Annotated in this window: 22 protein-coding genes; 4 read left to right on the top strand and 18 right to left on the bottom strand. The window is 62.5% G+C overall.

From position 1 onward, the window contains the following. Position 1 precedes the first annotated feature (1 nt). The 8 genes from PF66_RS17325 to PF66_RS17290 all read right to left on the bottom strand — a co-directional run bounded on the left by PF66_RS17325 (position 2) and on the right by PF66_RS17290 (position 9281). Positions 2 to 805: an ABC transporter ATP-binding protein gene (locus PF66_RS17325; protein ID WP_054059155.1), complete on the bottom strand. Its 804-nt coding sequence runs from the start codon at positions 803 to 805 to the stop codon at positions 2 to 4. Beyond that, the gene (locus tag PF66_RS17320; RefSeq protein WP_054059154.1) at positions 802 to 1947 is read right to left on the bottom strand and encodes an ABC transporter permease; all 1146 of its coding nucleotides are present in this window, start codon (positions 1945 to 1947) and stop codon (positions 802 to 804) included. The genes PF66_RS17325 and PF66_RS17320 overlap by 4 nt, the downstream gene beginning before the upstream one ends. Before the next feature lie 64 nt (positions 1948 to 2011). Further along, positions 2012 to 3043, bottom strand: a complete 1032-nt coding sequence (locus PF66_RS17315) for a DUF5924 family protein (protein ID WP_054063371.1) — start codon at positions 3041 to 3043, stop codon at positions 2012 to 2014. 188 nt (positions 3044 to 3231) lie between these two features. Continuing rightward, entirely contained in the window at positions 3232 to 4608 is a 1377-nt protein-coding gene (locus tag PF66_RS17310) for a M16 family metallopeptidase (protein ID WP_054063370.1), read from the bottom strand. A 55-nt stretch (positions 4609 to 4663) separates the two neighbouring features. After that, positions 4664 to 6322: a Na/Pi cotransporter family protein gene (locus tag PF66_RS17305; RefSeq protein WP_054059151.1), complete on the bottom strand. Its 1659-nt coding sequence runs from the start codon at positions 6320 to 6322 to the stop codon at positions 4664 to 4666. Positions 6323 to 6533: 211 nt separating this feature from the next. Then, a complete protein-coding gene (locus tag PF66_RS17300; protein WP_054059150.1) occupies positions 6534 to 7304 on the bottom strand; it encodes a TerC family protein in 771 nt (256 codons plus the stop codon). A 69-nt stretch (positions 7305 to 7373) separates the two neighbouring features. After that, positions 7374 to 8681, bottom strand: coding sequence for a CitMHS family transporter (locus PF66_RS17295; protein WP_054059149.1), 1308 nt, complete (start codon positions 8679 to 8681; stop codon positions 7374 to 7376). Between the two features lie 306 nt (positions 8682 to 8987). Next, entirely contained in the window at positions 8988 to 9281 is a 294-nt protein-coding gene (locus tag PF66_RS17290; RefSeq protein ID WP_054063369.1) for a DUF3077 domain-containing protein, read from the bottom strand. A gap of 387 nt (positions 9282 to 9668) precedes the next feature. On the opposite strand from PF66_RS17290, the gene PF66_RS17285 reads away from it, so the two are divergent. Together PF66_RS17285 and PF66_RS17280 are read left to right on the top strand one after the other, a co-directional pair. Further along, positions 9669 to 10682 carry an AAA family ATPase gene (locus PF66_RS17285; protein ID WP_054063368.1) on the top strand — a complete coding sequence of 338 codons (1014 nt, stop codon included), beginning with the start codon at positions 9669 to 9671 and terminating at the stop codon, positions 10680 to 10682. Beyond that, on the top strand, positions 10679 to 11185 hold the full coding sequence (locus PF66_RS17280; protein ID WP_054063367.1) for a hypothetical protein: 507 nt from the start codon (positions 10679 to 10681) through the stop codon (positions 11183 to 11185). The genes PF66_RS17285 and PF66_RS17280 overlap by 4 nt, the downstream gene beginning before the upstream one ends. Positions 11186 to 11199: 14 nt before the next feature. Here PF66_RS17280 and PF66_RS17275 read toward each other — a convergent pair whose 3' ends face one another. From PF66_RS17275 to PF66_RS17230, 10 genes are all read right to left on the bottom strand, one after another. After that, positions 11200 to 13161 (bottom strand): DUF4105 domain-containing protein, encoded by a 1962-nt coding sequence (locus PF66_RS17275; protein ID WP_054063366.1) that lies wholly within the window; start codon positions 13159 to 13161, stop codon positions 11200 to 11202. Next, the gene (locus tag PF66_RS17270; RefSeq protein ID WP_054059146.1) at positions 13158 to 13478 is read right to left on the bottom strand and encodes a DUF2388 domain-containing protein; all 321 of its coding nucleotides are present in this window, start codon (positions 13476 to 13478) and stop codon (positions 13158 to 13160) included. The genes PF66_RS17275 and PF66_RS17270 overlap by 4 nt, the downstream gene beginning before the upstream one ends. Positions 13479 to 13503: 25 nt before the next feature. Continuing rightward, complete coding sequence (locus PF66_RS17265) at positions 13504 to 13797, bottom strand: DUF2388 domain-containing protein (protein WP_054059145.1); 294 nt, start codon at positions 13795 to 13797, stop codon at positions 13504 to 13506. Positions 13798 to 13984: 187 nt separating this feature from the next. Beyond that, the gene (locus tag PF66_RS17260; protein WP_054059144.1) at positions 13985 to 14302 is read right to left on the bottom strand and encodes a DUF2388 domain-containing protein; all 318 of its coding nucleotides are present in this window, start codon (positions 14300 to 14302) and stop codon (positions 13985 to 13987) included. Between the two features lie 376 nt (positions 14303 to 14678). After that, entirely contained in the window at positions 14679 to 14894 is a 216-nt protein-coding gene (locus PF66_RS17255) for a DUF1127 domain-containing protein (protein ID WP_017902681.1), read from the bottom strand. Between the two features lie 323 nt (positions 14895 to 15217). Further along, on the bottom strand, positions 15218 to 16711 hold the full coding sequence (locus PF66_RS17250) for an acetyl-CoA hydrolase/transferase family protein (protein ID WP_054059143.1): 1494 nt from the start codon (positions 16709 to 16711) through the stop codon (positions 15218 to 15220). 180 nt (positions 16712 to 16891) lie between these two features. Further along, positions 16892 to 18328 carry an NAD(P)(+) transhydrogenase (Re/Si-specific) subunit beta gene (locus PF66_RS17245; RefSeq protein WP_054059142.1) on the bottom strand — a complete coding sequence of 479 codons (1437 nt, stop codon included), beginning with the start codon at positions 18326 to 18328 and terminating at the stop codon, positions 16892 to 16894. After that, positions 18328 to 18651, bottom strand: coding sequence for an NAD(P) transhydrogenase subunit alpha (locus tag PF66_RS17240; protein WP_054059141.1), 324 nt, complete (start codon positions 18649 to 18651; stop codon positions 18328 to 18330). The genes PF66_RS17245 and PF66_RS17240 overlap by 1 nt, the downstream gene beginning before the upstream one ends. Before the next feature lie 16 nt (positions 18652 to 18667). Continuing rightward, positions 18668 to 19789 carry a Re/Si-specific NAD(P)(+) transhydrogenase subunit alpha gene (locus tag PF66_RS17235; protein WP_054059140.1) on the bottom strand — a complete coding sequence of 374 codons (1122 nt, stop codon included), beginning with the start codon at positions 19787 to 19789 and terminating at the stop codon, positions 18668 to 18670. Positions 19790 to 20225: 436 nt separating this feature from the next. Next, positions 20226 to 21125 carry a LysR family transcriptional regulator gene (locus PF66_RS17230; protein ID WP_054059139.1) on the bottom strand — a complete coding sequence of 300 codons (900 nt, stop codon included), beginning with the start codon at positions 21123 to 21125 and terminating at the stop codon, positions 20226 to 20228. 157 nt (positions 21126 to 21282) lie between these two features. Between PF66_RS17230 and PF66_RS17225 the strand changes: the two genes are divergently transcribed. Continuing rightward, a complete protein-coding gene (locus PF66_RS17225) occupies positions 21283 to 22464 on the top strand; it encodes an acyl-CoA dehydrogenase (RefSeq protein WP_054059138.1) in 1182 nt (393 codons plus the stop codon). A gap of 14 nt (positions 22465 to 22478) precedes the next feature. Further along, positions 22479 to 23699, top strand: coding sequence for a CaiB/BaiF CoA transferase family protein (locus PF66_RS17220; RefSeq protein WP_054063365.1), 1221 nt, complete (start codon positions 22479 to 22481; stop codon positions 23697 to 23699). Positions 23700 to 23910: the final 211 nt, after the last annotated feature.

Genomic DNA, 23910 nt, shown 5'->3' with positions numbered 1-23910 from the left:
CTCATCCCTCCTTGAGCGGTGTGGCCGCGTCAAAGGCGGCGCGGCCCCGCGGGCCGTGGAAGTATTCGTGAATCCAGGGGTCGTCGGTTTCGGCGACCCGGTCGATGGCGTCGGCCACCAGCACGCGTTTCTGCGCCAGCACTGCGACCCGGTCGGTGATGGTGTAGAGGGTGTCCAGGTCATGGGTGATGAGGAACACGCTCAGGCCGAGGGCGTCGCGCAGGGTCAGGATCAACTGGTCGAAGGCGGCGGCACCGATCGGGTCGAGGCCGGCGGTGGGCTCGTCGAGGAACAGGATGTCCGGGTCCAGGGCCAGTGCGCGAGCCAGGGCGGCACGCTTGATCATGCCACCGGACAGCGACGCCGGGTACTTGTTGGCGGCCGACAGCGGCAGGCCGGACAGCGCCAGTTTCACGCAGGCCAGGTGTTCGGCGTCGGCGCGGCTGAGGCCGGCGTGTTCGATCAGTGGCAGGGCGACGTTTTCCACCACGGTCAGCGAGGAAAACAGCGCACCCTGCTGGAACAGCACGCCAAAGCGCCGCTCGACCTGCGAACGGGCCTGTTCCGGCAGGCTCGGCAGGTCCTGGCCGAACACCCGTACCTGGCCGTCGCTGGGCCGTCGCAGGCCGATGATGCTGCGCATCAGCACCGACTTGCCGGTGCCGGAGCCGCCGACCACCGCCATGATCTCGCCCTTGTACAGGTCGAGATCGAGATTTTCGTGGACGCTCTGCGCACCGAAGCGGTTGCACAGCCCGCGAACCTGGATCACCGCCTCGCTGGGCGGCCTTGCTACCCGGCTCACCAGCCCATCTCCATGAAGAACAGCGCGGCGACGGCGTCGAGCACGATCACGATGAAGATCGACTGGACCACGCTGGAGGTGGTGTGGGCCCCGACCGATTCGGCGCTGCCGCTGACCTTGAAGCCCTCCAGGCAACCCACCGCGGCGATCAGGAAGGCGAAGAACGGAGCCTTCACCAGGCCGACCAGGAAATGCTGGAGGCCGATGTCGGCCTGCAGCAGGGACAGGAACATCGCCGGCGAAATCCCCAGCGACAGCGCGCAGACCACGCCTCCGCCGACGATCCCGCAGAGCATGGCGAGGAACGTCAGCATCGGCAGGGCGATCAGCAGTGCCAGCACCCGTGGCAGCACCAGCAGTTCCATGGGGTCCAGGCCGAGGGTGCGAATGGCGTCGATCTCCTCGTTGGCTTTCATCGAGCCGATCTGGGCGGTAAAGGCGCTGGCGGTGCGGCCGGCCATCAGGATGGCGGTCAGCAGTACGCCGAATTCACGCAGGAAGGAGAACGCCACCAGGTCCACGGTAAAGATGCTGGCGCCGAAACTGGCCAGCACCGTCGCGCCGAGAAACGCCACCACGGCACCGACCAGGAAGGTCAGCAGGGCGATGATCGGAGCGGCGTCGAGGCCGGTCTGCTCGATATGCGCGACCATCGGCGTGAGCCGCCAGCGCGAGGGGCGCAGCAGACCGCGAGCGAGGGTTTCGAGGATCAGGCCGATGAAGCCGAGCAGTTGCCGGGTGTCCTGCCAGACCTGGTCGACGGCCCGGCCGATCCGTTCGAGCAGTTGCATGCCGGCGGCCTGTTCCGGCTCCCTGACCGGGACGCAGAAGTCGGTCAGCGAGCAGTAGACGGTCTGCAACAGCGCGCGGTCGGCGGCGGACAGGTGTTCGCTGTGCTCGGCCAGTTGCCCGAGGCGCTGGGCGCCCAGCAGCTCCACCAGCAGCGAGGCGCCGGCGGTGTCGAGGGCGCCCAACTGGTCCAGGTCGACGGTGGTGCTCGCGTCATAGTGGCCGAGCAGCTCGGCGCTGCGGCGTTTCAGGACGCTGTAGTGGGCCAGCGTCCAGTCACCGCTGATCCGCAGCCGTGCGGGGCTCGTCGAGGTGTCCAGCTGGGCGTTGCCGGCCGTCGTGCTGATGATCATGGGCTTCCGGGCTTAACAGGCGTTTACGCAAACCACTGTAATAGCACGATAGCCTGATCCATCACTAGGACCCTTGTGCGGTCTTTGCCGAACCGGTGATCTCGAAACGCAGCACGCCGAGCATCTGCCCGTCCTCGGTCAGCACCCGTACCAGCCAGCTGCCGCTGGGGTCGGCGGGGAAGTTCTGCTTGTGGGTCCAGGCCCGGTAGCCCTCCTTGCGCCCGCCATGGATGTCCAGGGCGATCCGGTCGACTTCACGGCCGTTGAACTCCCAGACATGGTAGATCCGCTCATCCAGCCCCCGTGGCGCGTTGATCGAGGTGTAGGCATAGAGGCCGGCGCTGCGCACCTGGGCGGCGTCCACCTGCTCCAGGCTGGCGCCGGGGGTGCGGTCCTGCAGTTGCGTGGTCACCGCGACTTCGGTCATCCACAGGGTCGCCGGTGGCACCCAGGAGCGCAGCAGCCAGCCGGCGCCGCCGATGGCCAGGGTCACGCAGACCAGCATCAGCCAGCCGCGCAGGTTGTGCAGCGGCAGGCTCACCGCCAGGCTCGGAATCGACAGCAGCAGAGCGGTACCCAGGGCCAGCTTGTAGCTCTCGGCGGTGGTCAGGTGAAGGATGATCGGCAGCGCCGTGAGCATGGCGGCGAACAGCGTCAGGGTGTGCAGGCCGAGCAGCAGCCAGCGCTTGGGCGCCAGCCATTTGTAATACAGCGGGTCGGTGATCGACACCAGTGCCGCGGCGCCGAGCAGGCTGGTGAAGATCAGTTGGCCGCTGTTCCAGGTGGTGGTGATGAAGAAGAACGGCAGGACGAAGAACAGGCTTTCCTGGTGGATCAGTTGCGTGGCGTAGCGCAGCAGCGGTTCGGGGATTTCGCGCTTGAACAGGCGGCTGAACAGTTGGGTCAGGGTGTTTTCCAGCATCAGCCAGACCCAGCTCAGCAACAGCACGATGGCGATCAGGCTGGCCTTGCTCTGCTGGCGGTCGACCAGGATGAAGCTGGCGATCCCCGAGCAGAAGCCGAAGGCGGCGATGGCTCCCGGGTAACGCTTCATCAGTTCGAGGACGCGCTGGATGAGAAGGGTCAGCTTGGTCATGCGGTGGTTCACTGGACTGGGGTGCGAAATGGCCCGACACAATACAGTTTTAGTGCCAGGGATGGGAGCGATCCCGCTGCCTGACAGCACCCCTGGAGGCCCCTTTGGTGGAAGCGGGCGTGCCCGCGAAGCCCTTGGCGGCCTCGGGGGCGCTTTCGCGGACAAGCCCGCTCCTGCCAGGTAGGCGGCTAGCGCCGGCGCCAGGCCCGCCATCCCAGGGGAATCAGCACCAGCAATGCCAGCAGGCTGGCACCCAGCCACATCAGTTGGTCATAGCTGAGCAGCGGCTTCTCGACCCGCAGGTAGCCCGGTTGTTCGAACAGTTTGCGCAGGGCCTGGTTGGCCTGCTTGAGGGTCACCGCCTGCAGGGCCTTGGCCGGGTTGCTGAAGTGGCCGTCCTCGTAATCGCCCAGGGCGCCCCAGTAATAGTCGGCCAACGCACTGTTGCCCTGCACCGCCCAGGCCTGGCGGGCGATCGCGGCCTGCTGCAGGCGGGCGAAGGTGGCCGGGTCGAGGCCGTCCCTGAGCAACTGCGCCTTCAGGTCGGCCAGCACTTGTCTGGCCTGGCCCAGATTGTCCCGCTCGACATCGGCATTGAGACTGAAGAAACCGACGCCACCGAGCACTTCGCGCTCGCTCCAGGGCCCGTAGGACAGGCTGTGGGCCAGGCGCAACTGGCGATACAGCGCCCAGTCCAGGTAGTCCTTGAGCAGGTCGACGGCGGCGTCGGGCTGGTCTTCCAGCGCCGGTTCGGGAAACAGCCAGTGGATCTTCGCGCCGTTGCCGACCCAGCCACGGATCAGGTCCCGCTCGGCGGCGGCATGGTGCAGGATCTGCGGCAGCGGCAGGTGATCGTTGGGCTCCACCGGCTCCAGTGCACCGAAGGTCCGATCCAGATAGGCCGGCAGCAGGCGGTCGAGCTCGCCGACCATGATCAGGGTCATGTTGTTCGGCGCGTACCAGTTCTTGCGCAGCGCCTCCAGCTGTTCCCGGGTGAGGTCCGCGACCCCTGCCCGCTCGCGGCATTTCAGCCCGAGCTCCACGGCCAGCTGCTCGCTGCTGCGATGGCCGGTCTGCTGAATGTCCAGCCAGCGTTGCAGGTGCGAGTAATGCCCGCCGTCCTCGCGCTCGACCACCTGCTTGGCGGCGGCGATATCGGCATCGCTGAAGCGGGTTCTGGTCAGCACGGCGAGCAGCAGGTCGAGAATCCTGCGCTGGTTGGCGGCCGGCGCCTCGATCACGAAGGTGGTGTCGGCGTCACTGGTATAGGCGTTCCATTCGCCGCCCAGGGCCTGCATGCGTTCTTCCAGGCCGCCTTCGCCGCTGGCGTCGATACCGCTGAACAGCAGGTGTTCGAGCAGGTGCGGCAGTTCCTTGTCGGCACAGGCGAAATCGTCGAAACCGACGCCCACCACCAACCGGATCGACACGTGCCCACGCTCGCTGCCCGGTTTGAGCAGCAGTTGCAGGCCGTTGGGCAACTGGTAGCCCTCGACCTGGAAGCGATCAAGGGCCTGGGCGGGGATCAGCGTGAACAGCAGGCAAACGAACAGCAGGCAACGCATAACCAATTTCCGCGGACGGGTTCCTACGCACAGACAACGGTCGAACCGTGGACGTTCAGGGCGAGTGGGTGATATCGGCTGTTTCTTCCGAGGCCAGCGCCCCGGTCTCGGAGGTTTCCAGGACCACGTAGGCGCTGCTGCAGAATAACGAATTCAAACGCTTCATGTCGGCAATCAGCTCCAGATGCAGGGAACTGGTCTCGATACTCTGTACGATCTTTCGTTGCAGGCGGCTGACGTGGGCGTGGGCCAGGCGTCGCTCCTGAGCGCGGAACCGGCGTTTTTCCCGCAGCAGTTGCCGGGCGCTTTCCGGGTCGGAACTGAGGAACACCGAGAGGCCCAGGCGCAGGTTGTCGATCAGCTGGCTGTGCAGGCCGGCCAGTTCCTCCAGGCCATCCTCGGAAAACGAGCGGCGCTTGGCGGTCTTCTGTTGCTGGACCTTGCGCAGCATGCGTTCGATCAGGTCGGCTGCCAGCTTAAGGTTGATTGCCAGCTCGATGATCTCCGCCCAGCGCCGGCTGTCCTGTTCGCCCAGGTCCTCGCGCGGCATCTGCGCCAGGTAGAGCTTGACCGCACTGTAGAGCACTTCGACGTCATCGCTCAGGCGGCGCATCTCGATGGCCACGGCGGTCTGCTTGCCGCGCAGCACGTCGAGCATGGCGGCGAGCATGCTGTCGATCAGGTCGCCGATGCGCAGGGTTTCGCGGGCGGCGTTGGACAGCGCCAGGCCGGGGGTGGCGAGGGCCGCCAGGTCGAGATGGCGGGGCTTGAGCTTGCCGTTGGTTTCCGGTTGTTCCGGCAGCAGCCAGGCGCACAGCCGCGCCATCGGCCCGACGCTGGGCAGCAGGATCAGGCAGCGCACGGTGTTGTAGAGCAGATGAAAGCCGATCACCGTTTCCTGCGGGCTGAAGTCCAGGCCGTCGAGCCAGTTCACCAGCGGGGTCAGCACGGGAATGATCAGCAGCAGGCCGATCAGCTTGTACAGCAGGCTGCCGAGCGCGACCTGGCGGCCGGCGGCGTTCTGCATGCTGGTACTGAGGAAGGCCAGCACGCCGCTGCCGATGTTGGCGCCGATCACCAGGCCGATGGCCACCGGCAGGCCGATCACCCCGGCGCCGGCCAGGGTCGCGGTGAGCAGCACGGCGGCGAGGCTGGAGTAGGAAATCATCGCGAACAGCGCGCCGACCAGGGCATCGAGCAGGATATCGCCGGTCAGTGAGGCGAACACCACCTTCACGCCCTGGGCGTGGGTGATCGGTGCGGCGGCTTCGACGATCAGTTGCAGGGCGAGGATGATCAGCCCCAGGCCGATGCCGACACGGCCGAGCTGACCGGCGCGGGTCTGCTTGCGCGAGAGGAAGAAGATCACCCCCAGGAAGATCAGCAGCGGCGACAGCCAGGACAGGTCGAAGGTCAGCACCCGGGCCATCAGCGCGGTACCGACGTCGGCACCGAGCATGGTTGCCAGGGCCGGGGTCAATGCCATCAGGCCCTGGCCGACGAAGGAGGTCACCAGCATCGCCGTGGCGTTGCTGCTCTGCACCAGGGCGGTGACCAGAATGCCGGCGACGAAGGCCAGCGGGCGCCTGGCCATGTTCTGGCCGATCACCTGGCGCAGGTTGGAGCCGTAGACCCGCAGGATGCCGGTGCGGACGATGTGCGTGCCCCAGATCAGCAGGGTCACGGCGGAAAGCAGATTGAGCAGGGTCAGCATGTCGGGCCCCCTGGGATGCCGGTGCCCCAGAGGGGCAAGTTGAAGGTATCGCGTGCCTTTCTACGTCTTGTCCTTAAGCTGTAGCCGGCTATCGGGACAAGCGCCAGCATCGCATGGCTGTCGCCATTTCTGAAACAAAACTGTCATGAATGAAAAGCAAGAAAGGGGCCATGCATGGGCCCCTTTCCTGTTTCTTCAGTGCGCTGCGGGTTTATTGACCCGGAATGTCCTTGCGCAGTTTCACCGGATCCTTCTGTGCCTTCTTTTTCGCCATCGCGGTGCGCATCTTGATGTTGATCGCCTCCACGGCCAGCGAGAACGCCATGGCGAAGTAGACATAGCCTTTGGGTACGTGCACTTCGAAGGCCTCGGCGATCAGCACGGTACCGACCACGATCAGGAACGACAGCGCGAGCATCTTCAGCGACGGATGCTTGTCGATGAAGTCGCCGATGGACTTGGAGGCCAGCATCATCACCAGCACCGCCACCACGATGGCCGCGACCATCACCGGCACATGGGAAACCATGCCGACGGCGGTGATCACCGAGTCCAGGGAGAACACGATGTCGATGATCGCGATCTGGATGATGGTGTAGAGGAAGTTGCCGCCCTTGCCCTTGGGCTCGTCGTCGGCGGTCTCGTCCTCACCTTCCAGGCCGTGGTAGATCTCCTGGGAGCTTTTCCACAGCAGGAACAGGCCGCCGAAGAACAGGATCAGGTCGCGTCCGGAGATGCCCTGGCCGAAGACCACGAACAGGTCGGCGGTCAGGCGCATGACCCAGGTGATCGACAGCAGCAGCATGATCCGCGTGATCATCGCCAGGGCCAGGCCGAAGATCCGGGTGCGCTGCTGCATATGCTTGGGCATGCGGCTGACCAGGATCGAGATCATGATGATGTTGTCGATGCCCAGGACGATCTCCAGGGCGGTCAGGGTGAAGAAGGCCACCCAGATTTCCGGGTTGGTCAGCCAATCCATGTGTGTTCCTTTGCTCGTGTGTTGGGCCAGCCCTGCGGCGCTCGCCGGGCTGGCGGTGAATCGTTGTCGTTATAGACTGCCGAAGAGCGGGAATGTCCCCAGCAGCAGTGCGCCCACCAGTATGCACAGACACACCAGTACAGCCCATTTCAGGGTGAAGCGCTGGTGATCGCCGAATTCGATGCCGGCCAGTGCCACCAACAGGTAGGTCGACGGCACCAGTGGGCTCAACAGGTGGACGGGCTGACCGACGATCGAGGCACGTGCCATTTCCACGGCGCTGATGCCGTAATGGCTGGCGGCTTCGGCCAGTACCGGCAGCACGCCATAATAGAACGCATCGTTGGACATGAAAAAGGTGAACGGCATGCTCGCCAGTGCGGTGATCACCGCCAGGTACGGGCCGAGTGCCGGTGGGATCACCGCCAGCAGGCTCTTGGACATGGCGTCGACCATGCCGGTACCGGACAGGATGCCGGTGAAGATGCCCGCGGCGAAGATCAGCCCGACCACCGCCAGGACGCTGCCGGCGTGGGCGGCGATGCGATCCTTCTGCTGCTGCAGGCAAGGGTAGTTGACGATCATGGCGATACTGAACGCGACCATGAACAGCACCGGCAGTGGCAGCAGGCCGGCGATCAGTGCGCACATCAGGCCCAGGGTCAGGGCGCCGTTGAACCAGATCAGTTTCGGCCGGCGCGCCTCGGGGAATTGCGAGACGCTGATTTCGCTGTGGTCGATGTCATCGCCGAGGATGTGCAACTCGCCCAGGCGGGCCCGTTCGCGCTTGCCGTAGAAGTAGGCGATCACCAGGATCGCCAGCACGCCGGCGCACATCGCCGGGATCATCGGCACGAAGATGTCCGACGGGTCGACGTGCAGCGCACTGGCGGCACGGGCGGTCGGGCCACCCCAGGGGGTCATGTTCATCACGCCGCCGGCGAGAATGATCAGCCCGGCCATGATCCGCGGGCTCATGCCGATGCGGCTGTACAGCGGCAGCATGGCGGCAACGCAGATCATGTAGGTGGTGGCGCCGTCACCGTCGAGCGAGACCACCAGGGCCAGCACCGCGGTGCCGACCGAAACTTTCAGCGGGTCGCCCTTGACCAGCTTGAGAATCTTGCGCACGGCCGGGTCGAACAGGCCGGAGTCGATCATCAGGGCGAAATAGAGAATGGCGAACATCAGCATCACGCCGGTCGGCGCGAGTTTGGTGATGCCTTCAATCATCATCTTGCCGATGGTGCCCCCGAAACCGCCGAACAGGGCGAAGAGGATCGGCACGATGATCAGGGCGATCAGCGCGGACAGGCGCTTGGTCATGATCAGGTACATGAAGGTAATGACCATGGCGAAGCCAAGGAAAGTCAGCATGGGAGTACTCCGGACGTAACGCGGCTAGGGAAAGGCGAAGCGGCTGGGGGGATCAGCGCGGGGCTATCGCGAGCGTTACGGGCGGATTTGCAGCGAACAGGCGGGTCGTAGCGGACATCGGTATCACCATTGTTGTTGTTGATTGGGCCGTGGGCGTGCCTGTGGGGCACGTCCCGGCCGACCGGTCTGGTGCCGGCGGTGAGGCGATGCTAATGGGGGAAGCTTTCAGCCAGCTTTCGTGGCTGAAAGCTGGGTGAGCTCAGGTCGTATTGCAGAGATACGACCGACTCTAGGCGCTTGTGGTAATCATTGCGTTCGTTCAACTCTCCCGGATTGCTCAGCAAGTATTCCAAGCACCGCTGCGTCGATCAGGGCCTTGGCCATTTCGTCCAACTGCAGAGCCGCCCATTGCAAGGAACGACGATGGGCGCTGTCTCCGCAGGCCAACTCTTCGTTTAGCGCGCAAGAGCCGTCTAGGGCGATAGACGCGTTTTCAAGCAAATTTATTAGGGGAGTACCGGTGTTGACGCTAAAAAGTGTGGCGTCAGTGTCGCTGTAGCGACCGAAAAGGACTTTGTGGCTGGTGGGGTTTTTCATCATTCAGACTCTCGTTTTGGGCTGCCACCAGACGCCGTCAAACGAATGGGTGGCAACTGTACGCGGGTTGACGGACCGGAAACGAGAAACCCGGCGCACCCGAAGGTGCCCCACGCACAGCCGCCATAAAGCCATACTACAGGCACAAAGGTGCCCACGCGGCTGTACAAGGGGTACGTCGTCTCTCGTTAGAAGCCGGACCGTCAAATCCGATCACGAATGTGTCGTGACAAATGGGAGCATATGTAGATAGGTGTGGAGGGTCAAGCCAGCTCTATAGCAATGTTTTGTGAGACTTATCCTGGTGCTGCTTTTGGGGCACGATGGCCGTAAGAGGACAGCAGTGATAATCTCATTTTCTGGTTCTGGGCTAGAGAGGAGCTTCAGCCGATGCTCAATAGCATTGAGTTAAAAAATTTTGGACCTTTGCAGGATATTAGCTGGGGTGATCTTTCTAATATCAACCTGGTTATTGGTGCTAATGGCAGCGGTAAAACTTTCTTGCTCAAAGCCCTGTATTGCACTATGCGCACTATCGAAGAGTATCAGCGCGGAAATGAGCAGCGTAGTGCCGCGGAAATTCTGGCCGACAAATTATATTGGACTTTTCAGACAGATAAAATTGGTGATCTGGTTGCAAAAAATTCAGATAGTCCACTGTCTTGCAAAGTTAAGGTCGATGATAATTTATTTCGTTATGGGTTTGGTAAGGATACAACGAAAAACATCAACTCTTTGGAAAATCATGTTGCTCCGCGAGAAAGCAACTCTGTGTTCTTGCCTCCGAAAGAAGTACTTTCTCTCCAGCATATTATCTTGAAAAGCCGTGAAGTCGATAAAGACTTTGGTTTCGATGATACCTATTACGACTTGGCCAAAGCGCTCCGTCTGTCGCCTACGAGCGGTAGAAATTTCGCGCAGTTTGCGAGAGCTCGAAAGAACCTGGAAGAGATATTGGGTGGTAAGGTTGAATTTGACAGTGGTTCGAGCCGCTGGCAATTCAAGAAAGGTAATCAAAAATTTCAGATTGGTGCGACGGCTGAGGGAATCAAGAAAATTTCGATTCTTGATACATTACTGGGTAACCGCTACCTCTCAGTTGACTCGGTGGTCTTCATCGACGAGCCTGAATCCGCTTTGCACCCTGTCGCTATTAGCAAATTGATAGAAATCATTGTCAGTCTTGCTGGGCGAGGCATTCAGTTTTTTATCGCTAGCCATTCCTATTTTGTTGTGAAAGCGTTGTACCTCGCAGCACAAAGAAACAATGTCTCCATCCCTGTCCTATCGTCACTTGGCGATCGTTGGGTGTCCGATGATCTGCAGGCAGGTCTTCCTGATAACCCGATCATTGATGAGTCCATCAGGCTTTACGAGCAAGAACTGGAGCTCACTCTGGGATGAGTATTTTATTCGATGAGTCTGGTATGCGATTTGGCCCCTATGACGAGGACAAGTTTTTCCCTATAGAACGCAGCTCTGTTTATAGAAAATCCGGAGAAGGGGTGAAAATTGCCGAGTTTGTATTGGTAAGGACCTCTTCGAAGGGGGCGGAAGAAGCCTGGGTTGTGGAGGCGAAGTCAAGTATTCCGCGCGATTTTACGATGTTCATGGGGGAGATTCGTCAGAAGTTGACGAATGCAGTGCAGCTCACCATCGCCTCATGTCTTGGGCGTCATGGTGACGCGGCTGCCGAACTAGCGGTGGCTCTGAAGGAATTAGACATTGGTTCGTGTGGTTTCAAACTTGTGCTAATAATTCTTGGTGCTCCCAAGGAGAAGCTGCCTGGCTTGAATGATGCGTTGAAAAAAGAAATGAAATCTCTCGTCAAAACGCTGGGATTTGAGCCCACGTCGGTATCTGTCATCAACGACATCAAGGCACGCGATATTGGTTTGATCGTATAGCGATGGTCTAGCTTTTAAGGTAACTCCAGGCCACCCGCCGCCTTGTGCAGGCTGCGCAGGTGTTCGCCGACCATCTTCAGGTTGGCTTCGCTGGCCTCGATCTCGGCTTCGCGCGCGGGGTCGAGCAGCTTGCGCACTTCCTTGTCGAGGTCGCCGGTCAGGCGCTGCAACTGTTGCTGGCGCTGGGCGCTCTCGGCCTCCAGGCGCTGCCATTCGCCCGGCTGTGGCAGACCATAGCCGCTGCTGCCCAGCAGCTCCGCCGGCCGGCTGAGGAAGCCGCTGTTGGCGAGGATCGCCTGCAGCGTGCGGTTGGCCTGGTCCATGCCGCCGTCCTTGATCTCGCGCCCGCCGAGGTACTTCTGCTTGACCTCGTCCTGGGCCAGCAGCAACTGCCGCCGGTAACCCGCCTGCTCCAGCAGCAGCAAGGCGGCGCTGGTGCGCAGGTCGGCCTGGGCGAACCAGGGGCGGCGTTCCGCCGGGCGCAGGGTCAGCCAGTCCTCGACGGTTTCCTGCTGGATCGGCAAATGCTGTTTCAGCACCTCGAACATTGCCTGGTAGCGGTCCCGGTAGGAGTCGAAGCGATAGCCCAGGCGCAGGGCCTCGCGCGGGTCGTCGAGCACGCTGGTGTCGGCCAGCCCCCTGCCCTTGAGCACTTCCAGCAGGCCGTTGGGCATGATGCTGTCCAGGCCCTTGAGCTGGGCGTTGTCGGTGCCGCTGCGCAACAGCTTGAGGGTCTCGACCGCACAGTTGTTGGTCACGAAGTAGTAGTTGCCGTCGTAGCTCCAGTGCATCTCGGCGGCATGTTCGACCACTTCCTCGATTTCCCGGCGCGACAGTTTCAGCGGTACCGAGGCCAGGCTGCGCAGCTCGGTCTTGGTGTACTCGTCGATGACCTGGGCCAGCGGCAGCACGAACAGGCGTGACGGGTAGGCGCCGGTCAGGCCGCCCCAGGTCGAGAGCTGCACATCGTTGACGAAGGCACGGTAGGACAGCACCAGGTGCTGGTCCAGGTCCAGCCGGCAATCCGGCCCGCGTGGCCGGCCGGGGGCGCAGATCACCAGGCGCAGCATGCTGTGGCCCCAGCGGCTGACCCAGTTCTGGTTGGCCTCGGCCAGCAGGTAGTCGACTTCATAGACCCGTTCCGGGTCGATTCGGCCCAGGGGCGTCTTGCCGAAGTCGTTGCCGGCATTGAGGAACGGGAAGGCCTTGGCGCAGTCTTCCTTGCCCGGCGGCGCCCAGCCGAAACGTTCCTGGTAGTAGCGGTACAGCGCCGGGCGACGGCAGGCGTAGGCCGGGTCGAGGAGGAAATACTCCATGTTGACCGCGACGAACTCCTTGGGGTTGGTGGTCTCGTAGAGGTCCGGGCTGCGGGCCACCTGCTTGTTGTGCTGCTCGCGCTGGCCGCGGGTGCCGACCGATTGCGGCCAGCCGGCCAGGTCCAGCAGGCGCGGGTCATCGCTGAGGGTGAAGCGTCGATCGATCTGGCCGCGGCACTCATCGCGCAGGCCGACCAGGCCGGTGTTGCCGTTCTGGCGACTGCAGCGCTGGATCAGCCGGCGTTCGGCGTCGGGCCACAGGCGGGCACGGTCGTAGATATGGGTCAGCTCATGCAGCACGGTGGCGAGCATTTCCTCGCGCACGGTGCCGTGGGGACGGTGGGTCTTCTTCGTCGCCGCCGAGCCGTCGACCAGGCCGGGCAACAGATTGCGGTTGAGCTCGATTTCCGCGACCAGGGACGCCTCGCCATAGGCGTTGTCCGGCATTCGGGTCGACCAGCTCAGGGTGATGCGCCGGTCCAACTGCTCGATGAAGCGGGGTGGCAGGTGGGCGATCGCTTCATCCAGCAGCGCCTGGCTGGCGCGCTGTTCGGCCGGGCTCAGGCCGTCGCCGTTGAGCTGCAATTGCAGGCTGGCCTGGGCCGCGTTGCCGCCAAGCAACAGTGCGCAGGCCAGCAGCCAGCCGGCAAATGGCCTCACAGGGCGAGAATGGCTTCGGCGAGGGTCTGGTCGCTGGCGTCGCGGGCTTCCGGCACTTGGGTGCGCAGGGCGTTGAAGGCGGCTTCCAGTTGCGCGCCGCGGATCTCGCCATGGCTGGCGACGAAGCTGGCGGCGTCGTCATGGGCTTCGCGGACCACTTTCGAATCACGGATCGAGGTGGTGGTGTCCGAGGTGAAGTCGATGGTGCGACCCGAAGCACGGACGATGATGTTGCTGGTGGCCACCAGGGTATGCGCCGAGGCCGCATCGGCCAGCAACAACAAGCCGAGGGCGGCGGCGATCAGGGGGGTACGCATGAAGTGTCTCCGGATACAGAAGTGACTATTGGACGAGAATTGCCTCGGCCAGTTCAAGGTCGCTTGCATGAAGTTTTGGCCGGCTCTGGCGTAACCAGGTCAAGGCCGACTCCAGCTGCGCTCCCCGCACCAGGCCGTCGCTGGCGACAAAGGCGGCGGCATCATCCCGGGCCGCCAGTATCAGTTTATGGTCGAAGGGCGCGGTGGTCACCTGGCTGGTGACATAACCGCTGACGACGACGCCTTGGGTAGTCATGTCGAATGCGTGGGCCTGAGTGATCCAGCTGAGGGCTATGAGCAATAAGGATAATGAACGCATGAGTCTCGATGGCTGATTGAACGAGCGTCAAGGCTAGCGGAATGAGCCGGTCAGGACCAGCGCGGTGGTCTGCGCCGCGCTTTCGAGGACCTGGGATGGCCGCTCTTTGTGAGCGATTCCATCCTGTTGCGCAAGACTTGCCGGCCTCTTCGCGGGCAAGCCATGCTCCTTTTGACGATGGTGCTCGTCAGATCGCCAGGATCGCCTGCGCCAGTTGCGCGTCGCTGGCCTGCAGCTGTGGCGCCTGGCGGCGGATGGTGTCGAAGGCGCTTTCCAGTTTCACCCCGCGGATGCGGCCTTCGCTGGCGACGAAGCTGGCGGCGTCGTCCCGGGCGGCGCGTACGATCTTGTTGTCACGCAGCGACGAGGTCGCGTCGGACGTGGTGTCGGTGGTGGCCTGGAGCGCACCGACCAGGGCATCGGTGGTGGCGATGAAGCTGCTGGCGTGGGCGGTGGCGGCCATGCACAACAGGCTGGCAGCGCCGAGCAGGCGAAGACGGGACATGATGAATCTCCTGGACGTGCAAGAGGAACAGCAAGACAGAAACGGCCGCTCGAACACGGGAACGATGAATCTCAGACGCACATTCCGTGCTGCGGGCTACCTATGACCGCGATATTAGGCGCAGTTCCCGGGTGGCGGAAAGCCGGTTTCACCGCCCTGATGGCCGACCTAGAGCCTTTTCGTCGGATTCGATTAACTGTACTGGTCATATTTTTGATTTATTGAAATTGTACCTGTAATCCCCTTTCACGGTTCCTTGTCCAAAAAACGCCTGCCCGAAAACGACAGAGCCCGTCGCGGTTTCCCGCGACGGGCTCTGTCGTTTCAATTCGGTTGCTGGCGGTGAACCCCGGGGGTCAGGGCCAGCGGGCGCTGCTTAGCGCCAGAACGGCTTGCTCAGCTCTTCGTAGCGCTGTGCTTCGCTGATGCCGGCGTCGGCCAGCAGGCGTGCGTCCAGACGAGCCAGTTGATGACGGCTGGCGATACGGCGCTGCCACAGCATCAGGTTGGCCAGAATGCGCAGAGGCAGAGAGGCTTTGGCTTCAGTGGCGGTGTTTTCGTAGAACAGTTCGGAACTGAGTGTACGTTCCATGGTTGACATCCTTCCGCTTTTGGCGGGATCAGGGAGTGGTTTAACTTCGACTGATGCCAATGATCCTCTCATTTGCCCAGTCTCTCTAGATACAGTTCACCTGTATTGTGAGGGACCAGTTAACTGTTTATAGGGGCTGTACTGCTCGGAATTGAGGCAACTGTACCTGTCTGCACAATATTGGTGCGATTTGCCCGGGTGAGGAGGTTGAGAGGGGAGTTGGAGGGAAAAAAGACCGGTACAGCAGTACAGTTTTTCCTGGTTCGTACGGATCGGTCCCCCGCTGACGAAACTGTGTTGGCGTCAGCGGGGAACTGTTTCAATCAGTCGGCGAGCATTTTCCCGGTTTCGTCCAGGTTGATGTGCCAGCTCAGTGCTTCGCGCAGGATGTGTGGGGTATGGCCGCCCAGGGCGCAGGCGCGCTCGAAGTAGTCATTGAGGGCGGCGCGGTACATGGGGTGCACGCAGTTGTCGATGATCACCCGCGCCCGCTCACGTGGCGCCAGGCCACGCAGGTCGGCCAGGCCGATTTCGGTGACGAGGATGTCGACGTCATGTTCGGTGTGGTCGACGTGGCTGACCATCGGCACCACGCTGGAGATGGCGCCGCCCTTGGCGATCGACTTGGTGACAAAGATCGCCAGGTGCGCGTTGCGGGCGAAGTCGCCGGAGCCGCCGATGCCGTTCATCATCCGCGTGCCGCAGACGTGGGTGGAGTTGACGTTGCCGTACAGATCGAACTCCAGGGCGGTGTTGATGCCGATGATGCCCAGGCGGCGCACCACCTCGGGGTGGTTGGAGATTTCCTGCGGGCGCAGCACCAGCTTCTCTTTATAGCGCTCGAGGTTGCCGAACACGTCGCTGTTGCGGCGGTCCGACAGGGTGATCGAGCTGCCGGAGGCGAAGGACAGCTTGCCGGCATCGATGAGGTCGAAGGTCGAGTCCTGCAGCACTTCGGAGTACATGGTCAGGTCTTCGAACGGCGAATCGATCAGGCCGCACATCACCGCGTTGGCAATGTTGCCGATCCCCGCCTGCAGCGGGCCGAGCCTGTTGGTCATGCGACCGTCGGCCACTTCCTCTTTAAGGAAGGCGATCAGGTGGTCGGCGATGGCCTGGGTTTCGCTGTCCGGCGGCGTCACGGTGGACGGCGAGTCGGGCTGCTCGGTGATGACGATGGCGACGATCTTCGCCGGGTCGATCGGGATCGCCGTGCTGCCGATGCGGTCGTCGGCCTTCACCAGCGGAATCGGCGTGCGGGTCGGCCGATAGCTGGGGATATAGATGTCGTGCAGGCCTTCCAGGTTCGGGTTGTGCGCCAGGTTGATCTCGATGATCACCTGCTTGGCGAAGATCGCGAAGCTGGCCGAGTTGCCCACCGAGGTGGTCGGCACGATATGCCCCTGTTCGGTGATCGCCACCGCCTCGATGACTGCCAGGTCCGGCAGCTTGAGTTGCTTGTTGCGCAACTGTTCGACGGTTTCCGACAGGTGCTGGTCGATGAACATCACCTGGCCTGCGTTGATCGCCTTGCGCAGGGTGTTGTCGACTTGGAATGGCATGCGGCGCGACAGCACGCCGGCTTCGGTGAGTTGCTTGTCGAGATCGTTGCCCAGGCTGGCGCCGGTCATCAGGGTGATTTTCAGCGGCTCCTGCCTGGCGCGTTCGGCCAGAGCGTGTGGCACGGCCTTGGCTTCGCCGGCGCGGGTGAAACCGCTCATGCCGACGGTCATGCCGTCCTGGATCAGTGCGGCAGCATCAGCCGCGCTCATCACCTTACTGGAAAGAGAAGGCAAGCGAATACGATCACGGTACATGGATTTTTTTCTCGGGCAACGGAAGCAAGATGCGCAGTCTAGAGGTTTCAAAAAGTTTCGCCGCGCGACCAAGGTCGAATGCCGACCCCTGATTCAGAGCCTTTGGTCGGTTTTCCGCAGGCAAAGAAAAACCCCAACCTACTAAAGGATGGGGTTTTTGGTATTGCGCTGGAGCAAGGCTTATTCGACGGCCTTGACCATGTCCTCGATGACCTTCTTCGCGTCGCCGAAGACCATCATGGTCTTGTCGAGGTAGAACAGTTCGTTATCCAGGCCGGCGTAGCCGCTGGCCATGGAGCGCTTGTTGACGATGATGGTCTTGGCCTTGAACGCCTCGAGGATCGGCATGCCGGCAATCGGCGACTTCGGATCGTTTTTCGCCGCCGGGTTGACCACGTCGTTCGCGCCCAGCACCAGCACCACGTCGGCCTGGCCGAACTCGGAGTTGATGTCCTCCATCTCGAACACCTGGTCGTAGGGCACCTCGGCCTCGGCCAGCAGCACGTTCATGTGTCCTGGCATGCGGCCGGCCACCGGGTGGATCGCGTACTTCACGGTCACGCCATGGTGGGTCAGCTTTTCCGTCAGTTCCTTCAGCGCGTGCTGGGCGCGGGCCACCGCCAGGCCGTAGCCGGGCACGATGATCACGGTGTCGGCGTTGGTCAGCAGGAAGGTCGCGTCGTCGGCCGAACCGGATTTCACCGGCCGCGCCTCTTTCGAGCCGGCCGGGCCGCCGGCGTCCGCCGTGTTGCCGAAACCGCCGAGCAGTACGTTGAAGAAGGAACGGTTCATCGCCTTGCACATGATGTACGAGAGGATCGCACCGGACGAACCCACCAGGGAGCCGGCGATGATCAGCATCGAGTTGTTCAGCGAGAAGCCGATGCCCGCCGCCGCCCAGCCGGAATAGCTGTTGAGCATCGACACCACCACCGGCATGTCGGCGCCGCCGATCGGGATGATGATCAGCACGCCGAGCACGAAGGCCAGGGCCAGCATCAGGGCGAAGGCCGCCAGGTTGCCGGTGAACATGAAGGTCAGGCCCAGGGCGAGGGTCGCCAGGCCCAACAGCAGGTTCAGCGTGTGCTGCCCGCCGAACTGTACCGGTGCGCCCTGGAACAGGCGGAACTTGTACTTGCCCGACAGCTTGCCGAAGGCGATCACCGAACCGGAGAAGGTAATGGCACCGATCGCCGCGCCGAGAAACAGTTCCAGGCGGTTGCCGGCTGGAATCGAGTCGCCCAGGTGCTTGACGATACCCAGCGACTGCGGCTCGACCACCGCCGCGATGGCGATGAACACCGCGGCCAGGCCGATCATGCTGTGCATGAATGCCACCAGCTCGGGCATCTTGGTCATTTCCACACGCTTGGCCATGATCGAGCCGGCGCTGCCACCGATCAGCAGGCCGACGATCACGTAGCCGATGCCGGCGGTGGCCAGCTCGGCCCCCAGCTTGAACACCAGGCCCACGGTGGTGGCGATGGCCAGGGCCATGCCGAGCATGCCGAACAGGTTGCCGCGCCGCGACGTGGTCGGGTGCGAGAGGCCCTTGAGGGCCTGGATGAAGCAGACCGACGCGATCAGGTAGAGCGTCGTTACCAGATTCATGCTCATTACTTGGGCGCCTCTTCTTTTCCGGCTTTCGGGGCTTTCTTCTTGAACATTTCAAGCATGCGGCGCGTCACCAGGAAGCCGCCGAACACGTTGACGGCGGCCAGGGCCACGGCCAGGGTGCCCATGATCTTGCCCAGCGGGGTCACGGTCAGGGCGGCGGCGAGCATGGCGCCGACGATCACGATCGCCGAGATGGCGTTGGTCACCGCCATCAGCGGCGTGTGCAGCGCGGGTGTCACGTTCCAGACCACGTGGTAACCGACATAGATCGCCAGCACGAAGATGATCAGGTTGTAGATACCGGGGGAGATAAGCTCTTCCATCTTCTGGGTCCTCTGCTCAGGCGTTCTTGCGGATGACCTGGCCGTCGCGGCACATCAGGCACGCGGCGACAATGTCGTCTTCGAGGTTCACTTCGAACTGTTTTTCCTTGTTGAAGACCAGCTTCAGGAAATCCAGCAGGTTGCGGGCGTACAGCGCCGAGGCATCGGCGGCGACTTCGCCGGGCAGGTTGGTCGGGCCGACGATGGTCACGCCGTGGGCCACCACCACCTGGTCGGCGACGGTCAGCGGGCAGTTGCCGCCCTGGGCGGCGGCCAGATCGACCACCACCGAGCCGGGCTTCATCTGCGCCACGGTCTCGGCGCTCAGCAGTACCGGCGCCTTGCGCCCCGGGATCAGCGCGGTGGTGATGACGATATCCGCCTGTTTCGCCCGTTCGTGCACGGCCACGGCCTGGCGCTGCATCCAGCTGGCCGGCATAGGCCGGGCATAGCCGCCCACGCCGACCGCGCACTCGCGCTCCTCGTCGGTTTCGTACGGTACGTCGACGAATTTCGCTCCCAGGGACTCGATCTGTTCCTTCACCGCAGGACGCACGTCCGACGCCTCGATCACCGCACCCAGGCGCTTGGCGGTGGCGATGGCCTGCAGCCCCGCGACACCGGCGCCGAGGATCAGCACCCGGGCGGCCTTCACGGTACCGGCGGCGGTCATGAGCATCGGCATGAAGCGTGGGTAGTAGTGAGCGGCCAGCAGCACCGCCTTGTAGCCGGCGATGTTGGCCTGGGACGAGAGCACATCGAGGCTTTGCGCACGCGAGGTGCGCGGTGCGGCTTCCAGGGCGAAGGCAGTAATACCCCGGTCGGCCAGCTTGGCGATGGTTTCGTTGTTGAAGGGGTTGAGCATGCCAACCAGCACGGTACCGGGCTTGATCAGCGCCAGTTCGCTGTCGCTGGGGGCCACCACCTTGAGAATCAGTTCGGCGCCGAAGGCCTCGGCTGCGCTGCCGATATGGGCGCCGGCCGCCTCATAGGCACTGTCGATGACGCTGGCACCTATGCCGGCGCCGCTTTGAACAGTGACCTTGTGACCCTGGCCGACTAGCTTCTTGATGGTTTCCGGAGTTGCAGCAACCCGAGTCTCACCTGTCTGGGTTTCGAGAGGAACACCAATGTGCACGTCAAATCTCCTGCGTGATCTTTTTTATAAGAAGGCCAGTGCACTGCGGAGGGTGCGACTGGAGCGGCCGATCAGCACGATCCCGCCATTTTCCAGGCGGGGCGCGGCATTTTGCAGGCGAAAAACCCACCCTACAAGAGATTATGAAGGGTGACGCAAAATTAACTACAAGTCACCCCGTGACCGAATGTCGCGCTGATAGGCTGCAAGCCCGCAAAATAGAGGCCTTGGAAGAATTCTGGTTGGAAATGGAGAAATTTCGAATCGGCGGCGTGAATGGGCCGATATTGGTCGTAAAAGCGCCTGTAGGCCTTTAGTTTCGGCACTTTCGTACGAATTTCAGGGGAGCCGCCATAGTTTGCACAAAGGCGACATATTATTATGTCTGTAGGTTTTGTAGGTATTTGACTACCGGGTCAAATATCGCCAAAAGCCTTTAATTCAGCAGGCTGTAGCCCTGTGCCTGGTTTACCAGCCAGTCGCGAAAAGCTCGCAGGGAGGCCGATTCGACTTTTCGTTCGGGAATCATCAGGTAATAGGCCTTGATACTGGTGAGAGCGCTGGGGTTGGCGATCACCAGGCGTTTTTCCGCCAATTCCCGTTGAATCAGGAACGGTGGGATCAGTGCGATGCCCATCTCGTGCATGGCTGCCTGGGCCAGCATGGAGAATAGTTCATAGCGCGGGCCTGTCATGTCGCGGGGGATGTTCAGCTCCTGGGCGTTGAACCATTGGCGCCAGGCGTAGGGGCGCGTGGTCTGCTGCAACAGCGGCAGCTCGGCGATCTCGGCGGCGCTCAGGCTCTGGCGGTTGCCCAGCAGGCTCGGGCTGCATACCGGCATCGGGTTCTCACCCATCAGCCGATGGGACTCGGTGCCCGACCAGTCGGCATCGCCGAAGTAGATGGCGGCGTCGAAATCGGTGTCGGCGAAGAGGAAGGGTCGGGTGCGGTTGGTCAGGTTGACCGTGACCTCCGGGTGCTTGTGCTGGAAGTCCTTGAGCCGCGGCAGCAGCCACTGCGTGCCGAAGGTTGGCACCACCGCCAGTTCGATCACATTCGCGCCCTGCTGGCCCATGACGGACAAGGTATCGCGTTCGACCGCGTCCAGCTGTGTGGCGACCCGGCGACTGTAGGAAAGCCCTGCTTCAGTGAGTTTTACGCCGCGTCTCGAGCGTCGGAACAGTTCGATGCCGAGGAACTCCTCCAGGCTGGCGATCTGTCGGCAGATGGCGCCCTGGGTGAGGGAAAGTTCGACAGCGGCCTTGGTAAAACTCTCGTGACGAGCGGCGGCTTCGAAACTGATCAGTGCGGCGGTGCTGGGAATCTTCCTGCGCATGTACGGCAATCTCACTAAAGGCGCTGGTAAATGGCTGTTGAGCAGCTTTCGGAGTGAGAAATTAGCACAACAGCATGCGAAATCCTCGTTTGCCGGATCTGCCAGCGGCGCCTAGGATCAAACCACGATATTTGACCTGTTTTGCGAGGAGTCTCTGATGGGCGCTAAAGCTAGCTTCAACTGGATCGATCCGCTGCTGCTGGATCAACAGCTCACTGAAGAGGAGCGGATGATTCGCGACACCGCCCAGCAATTCGCCCAGGACAAGCTCGCGCCACGGGTGCTCGAAGCCTTCCGCCACGAACAGACCGACCCGGCGATCTTCCGCGAAATGGGCGAAGTCGGCCTGCTCGGTGCGACCATTCCGGTCGAGTACGGCGGCAGTGGCCTGAACTATGTCAGCTACGGCCTGATCGCCCGTGAGGTGGAGCGCGTCGATTCGGGCTATCGCTCGATGATGAGTGTGCAGTCCTCACTGGTGATGGTGCCGATCAACGAATTCGGTACCCAGGCACAGAAGCAGAAGTACCTGCCCAAGTTGGCCACTGGCGAGTGGATCGGCTGCTTCGGCCTGACCGAACCCAACCACGGTTCCGATCCGGGGGCGATGGTCACCCGTGCGCGCAAGGTCGAGGGTGGCTACAGCCTGACCGGCAGCAAGATGTGGATCACCAACAGCCCGATCGCCGATGTGTTCGTGGTCTGGGCCAAGGATGATGCCGGCGATATCCGTGGCTTCGTCCTGGAGAAGGGCTGGAAAGGCCTGAGCGCACCGGCGATTCACGGCAAGGTCGGCCTGCGCGCCTCCATTACCGGCGAAATCGTCATGGACAACGTGTTCGTGCCCGAAGAAAACGCCTTCCCGGATGTGCGCGGCCTGAAAGGTCCGTTCACCTGCCTCAACTCCGCCCGTTACGGCATCTCCTGGGGGGCGCTGGGCGCTGCCGAGTTCTGTTGGCACACCGCTCGCCAGTACACCCTGGACCGTCAGCAGTTCGGTCGGCCGCTGGCGGCCAACCAACTGATCCAGAAGAAGCTGGCCGATATGCAGACCGAGATCACCCTCGCCCTGCAGGGTTGCCTGCGCCTGGGCCGGATGAAGGACGAAGGCACCGCAGCGGTGGAAATCACCTCGATCATGAAGCGCAACTCCTGCGGCAAGTCCCTGGAAATCGCCCGCATGGCGCGGGACATGCTCGGTGGCAATGGCATCTCCGACGAGTTCGGGGTGGCCCGTCACCTGGTCAACCTGGAGGTGGTCAATACCTATGAAGGTACCCACGACGTGCATGCGCTGATCCTCGGGCGCGCGCAAACCGGCCTCCAGGCGTTCTACTGACAGGAGCTGGCCTCATGGGCGCGCTTTCGCATCTGCGGGTATTGGATTTGTCGCGGGTATTGGCCGGCCCCTGGTGCGGCCAGATCCTCGCGGACCTGGGGGCCGAGGTGATCAAGGTCGAGCGCCCCGGCAACGGTGATGACACGCGCGCCTGGGGCCCGCCCTTCCTCAAGGACGCCCGCGGCGAGAACACCAGCGAGGCGGCCTATTACCTGTCGGCCAACCGCAACAAGCAATCGGTCACCATCGACTTCACCCGGCCCGAGGGCCAGCGTCTGGTGCGCGAGCTCGCCATGAAGTCCGATATCCTGATCGAGAACTTCAAGGTGGGTGGGTTGGCGGCCTATGGCCTGGACTATGAGTCGCTCAAGGCGCTGAATCCGAACCTGATCTATTGCTCGATCACCGGCTTCGGTCAGTTCGGGCCCTACGCCAAGCGTGCCGGCTACGACTTCATGATCCAGGGCCTGGGTGGCCTGATGAGCCTGACCGGCAAACCCGAAGGTGATGAAGGGGCCGGGCCGGTGAAGGTCGGTGTGGCCCTGACCGATATCCTCACCGGACTGTATTCGACCGTGGCGATCCTGGCCGCCCTCGCCCATCGGGATCGTGATGGCGGCGGGCAGCATATCGACATGGCTCTGCTGGACGTACAGGTGGCGTGCCTGGCGAATCAGGCGATGAACTACCTGACCTCCGGGGTGGCGCCGAAGCGCCTGGGTAACGCTCATCCGAACATCGTGCCTTACCAGGACTTCCCGACGGCCGATGGCGATTTCATCCTGACGGTGGGCAATGACGGGCAGTTCCGCAAGTTCGCCGAGGTGGCGGGTCAGCCGCAGTGGGCTGACGATCCGCGCTTTGCCAGCAACGCCGCGCGGGTGGCCAACCGTGCGGTGCTGATTCCATTGATTCGCCAGGCCACCGTGTTCAAGACGACGGCCGAGTGGGTGGCGCAGTTGGAGCGGGTCGGTGTGCCTTGCGGGCCGATCAATGATCTGTCGCAGGTGTTTGCCGATCCCCAGGTGCAGGCGCGTGGACTGGCGGTCGAACTGCCCCATGCGTTGGCCGGGCGGGTGCCGCAGGTGGCGAGCCCTATCCGGTTGTCCGAGACACCGGTGGAGTATCGCAATGCCCCTCCTCTATTAGGAGAGCATACGCAGGAGATTCTGCAGCGGGTGCTGAAGCTGAGCCCGGATGCGGTGGCAGCGCTGCGCGAGGCCGGGGTGCTTTAGGCGCCCTGCTCTCCTCTGCATGCATGCGCCCTGTCGGTTCGCCCCTCCCCGCCTCTATCTGTAGGAGCCGGGCTTGCCCGCGAATAGGGTTGCCCTGGCGACGCAAGGCTTGAGGGCGTATTCGCGGGCAAGCCCGGCTCCTGCAGGGATGGTGGGTGGTGCGGGTTGGGTGTTTTGGCCTTTATGACCGAAATCTGAAAATAACGGTTGA

Source organism: Pseudomonas asplenii, assembly GCF_001293465.1.
Classification (GTDB): domain Bacteria; phylum Pseudomonadota; class Gammaproteobacteria; order Pseudomonadales; family Pseudomonadaceae; genus Aquipseudomonas; species Aquipseudomonas fuscovaginae_B.
Note: the sequence above shows the minus strand (reverse complement) of the source record. Positions and strands in the feature narration are given on the sequence as shown.